This is a genomic window from Pseudacidovorax sp. DMC4, from assembly GCF_056314265.1.
Genome location: NZ_JBQUYR010000029.1, coordinates 1 through 6452, shown reverse-complemented (window position 1 = coordinate 6452; position 6452 = coordinate 1). Strand labels below are relative to the sequence as shown.

Sequence of the window (6452 nt, the reverse complement as noted above, 5' to 3'; positions counted from 1 at the left end):
TGTCCCTACATCCCGGCTCCTCGCCCTTTCTTACGGTTTGGTTGATGGAAACCAAACCATACAAGCCTGTCGAAGCCCCGCCCCCAGGGTTGCATGGCGTCGGGAAGTGCCAGGTTTTCACGCCGCGCGCCACCTCGCCCTTCGACAGGCTCAGGACGAACGGATTTTTGGGGCAGGGTGGCGGAACCCGGCCGTTCAGGCACATGGTCGAGGCAGAGGATGCCGGTGTGCGTGCGGAGGTGCCATTCGCGGCGCCGTGCAGTGCGCAAGGCGCGTCGGTGGAGAGCGGGTGAGGCAAGCCGGTCAGCGCGAGCGTGCACCGGGAGCGCGCATGCCGGCGTCCTCTGCCGGGTTACTCACCCTATCGCCAATGCACCGGAGCCCTACCGCCAGTGCACCGGCGCCCCATCCCCACTGCATGGAGGCCCCACCGCCAGTGCGCCGAGACGCGTAGCCAGTGCACCAGGCCCTCGCCGCCCATCGACCCAAGTACCCACCGCTGGTCGACGCAGGAGATACGGCGGACTTCTCCCCCCAGCTCAGCCAGGCGCCCTCAGTGGAAATCGCGGCTGCGGTTCTCGCGGGCCAGCCGCCCCAGCAGCGGCGTGAGGTCGCGCAGGCCCTCGGCGACCAGGTGGCAGACCTTGCCGCCCGTGTCCTGGTCGCGCTGCCAGGTGCCGCGCACGGCCAGCAACTGCGACTTGAGCAGCGGCTCGCGCCATTGCTCGGCCACGCGGGCCCAGACCACCACGTTGACCGCGCCCGTCTCGTCCTCCAGCGTGACGAAGACGGTGCCCTTGGCCGTGCCCGGCCGCTGGCGCACGGTGACGATGCCGCAGGCGCGCACCGGCATGCCGCTGGGCATGGCGCGCAGTTCCTCGGCGCTCGACAGGCGCCAGCCCGCCAGCCGGGGCCGCAGCAGCGCCAGCGGATGGCGCCGCAGGCTGAAACCCAGGCTGGCGTAGTCGCCGACGATCTCCTCGCCCTCCTGTGCCGCCGGCAGGGCGAGCGGCGCCTCGTGGATCGGCGCATCGCGCAGCAGGGCCGCGGCGCGGTGCGAGGCCGTGGCCTCCCACACCTGCTGGCGGCGGTGGCCGGCCAGGGCCTGCAGGGCGTCGGCGCCGGCCAGCAGGGCCATCTCGGCCGGGCCGAGGCCGGCGCGGCGGGCCAGATCGCCCGTGCCGGTGAAGGGCGAGCGCGCCCGGGACTCGACCAGGCGCGTCATCGCCGCCGGGCTCAGGCCCTTGATGTGGCGCAGGCCCAGTCGCACGGCCGGCTGGCCCGGCAGCGCCTGGGCCGCGGATTCGGCCCAGGCGGGCGCGGGGGGCGGACCGGCCCCGTCGGCCGGCTCCAGGGTGCAGAAGGCGTCGCTGCGGGTCACGTCCACCGGCCGCACCTGCACGCCATGGCGCACCGCGTCCTGGATCAGCTGAGAGGGCGTGTAGAAGCCCATGGGCTGCGCATTGAGGATGGCCGCCAGGAAGCAGGCCGGCTCGTAGCACTTGAGCCAGCTGCTGACGGTGACCAGCTTGGCGAAGCTGGCGGCGTGGCTTTCCGGGAAGCCGTATTCGCCGAAGCCCTGGATCTGCTGGAAGATGGCCTTGGCGAAGTCCTCGTCGTAGCCGTTGGCCACCATGCCCTTGACCAGTGGGTCGTAGAAGCGCTCCATGTGCCCCGTGCGCCGCCAGGCCGCCATGGCACGGCGCAGGCGATCGGCCTCGCCGGCGCTGAAGTCGGCGGCGATCATGGCGATCTGCATCACCTGCTCCTGGAAGATGGGCACGCCCAGCGTGCGCTGCAGCGCCGGCTCCAGCTGCGGATAGCGCAACTCGATCTTCTCGCCGCGTTCCACCTTTGCGCGGTTCTTCAGATAGGGATGCACCATGCCGCCCTGGATCGGCCCCGGCCGCACGATGGCCACCTCGATCACCAGGTCGTAGTAGTTGCGCGGGCGCAGGCGCGGCAGCATGGACATCTGCGCCCGGCTCTCGATCTGGAACACGCCCACGGTGTCGGCGCGGCCGATCATGTCGTAGACGCGCGGATCGTCGGTGGGCAGCTGGTGCATCTGGTGCGCCGTGCCGCGCCAGCCGTTGACCATGTCCAGCGCGCGTCGGATGCAGCTGAGCATGCCCAGGGCCAGCACGTCCACCTTGAACATGCCGATCTCGTCCAGGTCGTCCTTGTCCCACTGGATGATGGAGCGTGCCTCCATGCTGGCCTTCTCGACCGGCACCAGCCGGGTGAGCGGCCCCTGCGTGAGCACGAAGCCGCCCACGTGCTGGCTGAGGTGGCGCGGAAAGCCGCGCAGCTCGTTGGCCAGGCCGATCCACAGCCGCAGGCGGAACGGGTCCTCGCGCACGCCGGCCCGGGACATGGCGGCCTCCAGCCGCTCGTCGAGCATGGGGTCGTCGAACCAGTAGTGGTCCTTGGCGAAGGCATCGACCAAGCCTTCGTCGATGCCCAGCGCCTTGCCGGCGTCGCGCAGCGAACTGCGCGAGCGGTAGCTGATGACCACGGCGGCGATAGCAGCGCGCTCGCGACCGTAGGTTTCGTAGATGTACTGGATGACCTCCTCGCGCCGGTCGTGCTCGAAGTCGACGTCGATGTCCGGCGGCTCGGCGCGCTCGCGGCTGATGAAGCGCTCGAACAGCAGGTTGCCGTCGTCGGGGTTCACGGCGGTGATGCCCAGGCAGTAGCAGACGGCCGAGTTGGCGGAGGAGCCGCGGCCCTGGCAGAGGATGCCCTGGCGCCGGGCGAAGGCGACGATGTCTTCCACCGTGAGGAAGAACATCTCGTACTTCAGGTCGAGGATGAGGTCGAGTTCCTTCTCGATCTGCGCGCTGACCTTGGCGGGCACGCCCTCGGGATAACGCGTCTGCGCGCCCTCCCAGGTCTTGCGGATCAGCGTCTGCGCCGGCGTCTCGCCCGATCCGATGACTTCCTGTGGGTAGACGTACTGCTCTTTCAGTTCCTTGAGCTGGAAGCGGCAGCGAGCCGCGATCACGAGCGTGCGCGCCAGCAGCCCGGCCGGATACAGCCGCGCCAGCCGCGTGCGCGCCCGCAGGTGGCGCTCGGCGTTGGGCTGCAGCGCGAAGCCGCAGTCGGCCACCGGCCGGCCCTCGCGCACGGCGGTGAGCACGTCCTGCAGCGGCTTGCGCGAGCGCAGGTGCATGTGCACGTCGCCCGCCGCCACCAGCGGCAGGCCGGTGGCCTCGCCGGCGCGGCGCAGCACCTGCAGCCACAGGGCGTCGTCGGCCTCGTGGAACAGCTCCACTGCCAGCCACAGCGGCCCGGGCTCTCCATCACTGCGCGGCGGGAACAGCGCCGCCACCGTGGCCAGGTCAGCCTGCAGCGCCGCCTCGTCGATGGGCTCGCCGCTGCGACGCCGCGGCACGCAGAGGATTTCGCAATGCACCAGCGCCGCGGCATCGGCCAGCTCGGCGCGGTAGTCGCCCTTGGCGACGTCCTCGCGCATGCGGGCGGCGCTGATGTACTGGCACAGGTGGCCCCAGCCTTCGAGGTCGTGGGCCAGCACGACGAGGCGAAAACGGCCGAAGTCGAATTCGCTGCCGAAGATCAGCTTCGGCTCGGGATGCGGCGGCAGCGGCAGGCCGTCCTCCTCGCGCTCTTCGCGCCACATGCGCAGGCCGCTGACGGCGCGCACCACGCCGGCCACCGAGCATTCGTCGGTGATGGCGATCGCCGCGTAGCCCAGTTGCCAGGCGCGCACCGCCAACTCCCACGGATGGGAGGCGCCGCGCTGGAAGCTGAAGTTGCTCAAGGCATGCAGCTCGGCATAGGCCGGCAGCATCTGCCCCGCGGCAGACGGCACGTCCGGCCCCTGGGCACGCGCGGCCTGCCGTTGCTGGCGCCGTGCCTCCTCGTCCTTGAGCGAGAGTTCAGGCATAGATGCCCTGCAGGTACCAGCGCACCGGCGCCTCGGTGCCGGCGAGCGTCGCCCGCTCGCGGTAGATCCAGAACAGCGCGCCGGCCACGTCCTGGGCGATGTAGTAGTCGCGGGCGGCGGGCCGGCCGGCTTCCCACCAGGCCGTCTCCAGCCGCTGCGGACCGGCCAGACGCCGCAGCGGAGCGCCCCCATGACAGGGCTCGCCGTCCTGCACGGGCAGCAGGCGCGGCTCGCGCAGCAGCCAGGCGGGCAGCAGGCCGGTGCCGATGTCGGGCAGGACGGAACCCGGCTCGCCCAAGACCTGTTCGCCAGCAGGCCGGGCGCCGCCCAGGTTCGAGGCCGGATGCCGGGCGTTGGTGTGCTGCCCCGGGCGGCCTGTGCCTGGTCTGGTCTTGTCCGGAACGGCGGCCTTCGGACCCGCCGCCGGCCGCCAACGCTGGCGGCCTTCGGGCCGATGGTCCTGCACGGGCTGCGCCGCCAGCACCTGCGGCGCGCCCAGCCGGGCGCTGAGCTTTTCGAGCAGCTGGTGCAGGGGCTCGCCCTCGCGCCCCTCCTCCGCCCAGGCGCCGGCATGACCGCCGGGCAGCGACGGTGGCAGCAGGCTGCGGGTGCGGCCCTGCCAGTCGGCCGTCTCCAGCGAACGCAGCCGCAGCCAGCCGGTGGGCGCGATCAGCTGGGTGAGCGCCAGCCGCTCCGCCAGCAGCCGCCGCAGGTGGGCCATGTCCTGCGTGGGCTCGGCCGTGCGCACCTGCAGCTGCTGCGAGCGGGGCAGTTCGGCGCCATCGAGCCGCCTGAGGTCGAGCGTCCAGGACAGCTCGATGGCCAGCACGCCGCGTTGGCGTGCCTGCAGCCACAGGCGCAGGGCGCTCAGCAGGCGCTGGGCTGCCCACAGCAGCTCGGGCGCGGACTGGGCCAGCATCGGCAACTCGAGCCGCTGCTCGAAGCTGTCGGGCACCTGCAGCCAGGGCAGGCCGTCGGGACGCAGGCCCCAGGCCAGGTCGAGCGCCTCGCGCAGCGGCGCGCCGAAACGCCGCACCAGCGGCCCGCGCGGCAGGGCCGCGACGTCGCCCCAGGTGCGGCAGCCCAGGCGGGCGAGCACCTGCAGGTGGGGAGCGGCGGCCCCCAGGGTGTCGAGCGGCAGGTCGTCGGGCAGCCGGGTCGGCTGGGGCTGCCGGGCGATGTACAGCCGCATCCGGGCCAGCGCCTCCAGGCTGGTGGCACCCGTGACCTGCCGCACCTTCAGGCCTGGCGGCACGCTGGCACCGATCTGCCGCATCAGGGCGCGCCGGCCGCCCCACAGCCGCTCGCAGGCCGACACCTCCAGCATCAGTGCCTCGTCCAGCCAGGCGACATGGGGCGTGAACTGCAGGGCCCACCAGCCGAGCGATTCGGGCGTGGGACAGGCCACGTCCGGCTGCGGCGGGGCGGCATCCGGCGCCGTCCCGCCCGAGGCGGCGGGCTCAGGCAGCCACTGAAGCGCGAGCCAGTGCATGGGCAGGGTCCTGGCGCAGGGCGCGGCGCAGATCCAGGCGCACCACGGTGGCCCCGCCCTCGCCCATGGGCTGGGTGCGGGTCGATGCGGGCACGACGGGTCGAGCCGACCGCGTGGCATCGAGCAGGCCACCAAGGCGCGTCCCGCGGCCAGGCATCGGCAGGGGGTGCGCCAGCGGCGGCCCACGGCGCTTGAGCAGGTGCACGTCGAGCTGCCCGTCGGGCCGGGGCTGCAGACGCAGGCGAAGGCGCGCGGGCGATGCCGACGGCGCGACCGCATCGGGCCGGCAGACGAAGAGCAGCGCGCCATGCCGGGCAGCGGCGAGCTGCAGCCGGCGCAGCTCGCCCAGCCGCGCCTGTGGCAGCCAGGCCAGCACGGCGGCCACCTCGGCGCAGCGCAGTGCCTGCTCGCAGGCCCACAGCCGGGCGGGGGCGGCGTCGGCCCGCACCCACAGCAGGGACTCCAGAGGCAGGCCACCGGCCGCCAGCGCGGGGCCGAAAGGCTCGTGCGGCGGGCCGATCAGCACCACCGGCTGGGCGCGCTCGGCCACGGCCCGCGCCAGTGACGGCAACAGCACAGGCCACAGCGGCGCCTCGGCGTCGGGCTGCAGCAGCTCGGTCATCGCCCCGAGCGGCCAGCCGCCGCCGGGCAACTCGGCATCCAGGCCAGGATGTCCGCTCGGGTAGGTCGCTGCGCCGGCCTCACCCAGCTCGTCGCCGCGCCACACCCCTTCGGGAGCGTAGGAGAGATCGACAAGGACGGTGGATCTGCGCATGGCGAAAGGAGAGGCGGCCAACAAATACTGTATGAATATCCATACTTTAACGCTTTGTCAGGATTGGCGGAAACGGCCGTGGCGCACGCTCGGCCTTTCGGCGACGAGACGCCGGCTCCTGCCAAACGCGCACAAATCCACATCAACGCCCATCGTGTGAGGCGCAAACGGCCTGTCGATCGCTGCACCGGTCGACAGGCCGCTAACCTCCCGCCCCAGCCGAGCCGCCTCATCCCCAGAAGGCCGCCGGCGCGAGACCAGGGAGGTTTCATGTC

At 72.4% G+C, this 6452-nt stretch carries 4 protein-coding genes; 1 reads left to right on the top strand and 3 read right to left on the bottom strand.

The window, feature by feature from the left end; translation table 11 throughout:
• Positions 1-293, top strand: a 293-nt coding sequence (locus ACT54X_RS28635) for a hypothetical protein (protein WP_476350021.1), incomplete at its 5' end; no start/stop codon positions are given.
• A gap of 260 nt (positions 294-553) precedes the next feature.
• Here ACT54X_RS28635 and ACT54X_RS28630 read toward each other — a convergent pair.
• The 3 genes from ACT54X_RS28630 to imuA are packed head-to-tail and all read right to left on the bottom strand — an operon-like array spanning position 554 to position 6177.
• Positions 554-3910 (bottom strand): error-prone DNA polymerase, encoded by a 3357-nt coding sequence (locus tag ACT54X_RS28630; RefSeq protein WP_476350019.1) that lies wholly within the window; start codon positions 3908-3910, stop codon positions 554-556.
• Positions 3903-5402, bottom strand: a complete 1500-nt coding sequence (locus ACT54X_RS28625; protein ID WP_294378937.1) for a Y-family DNA polymerase — start codon at positions 5400-5402, stop codon at positions 3903-3905. Before ACT54X_RS28625 ends, ACT54X_RS28630 begins: the two co-directional genes overlap by 8 nt.
• Positions 5371-6177: a translesion DNA synthesis-associated protein ImuA gene (gene imuA / locus ACT54X_RS28620; RefSeq protein ID WP_294378939.1), complete on the bottom strand. Its 807-nt coding sequence runs from the start codon at positions 6175-6177 to the stop codon at positions 5371-5373. The genes ACT54X_RS28625 and imuA overlap by 32 nt, the downstream gene beginning before the upstream one ends.
• Positions 6178-6452: the final 275 nt, after the last annotated feature.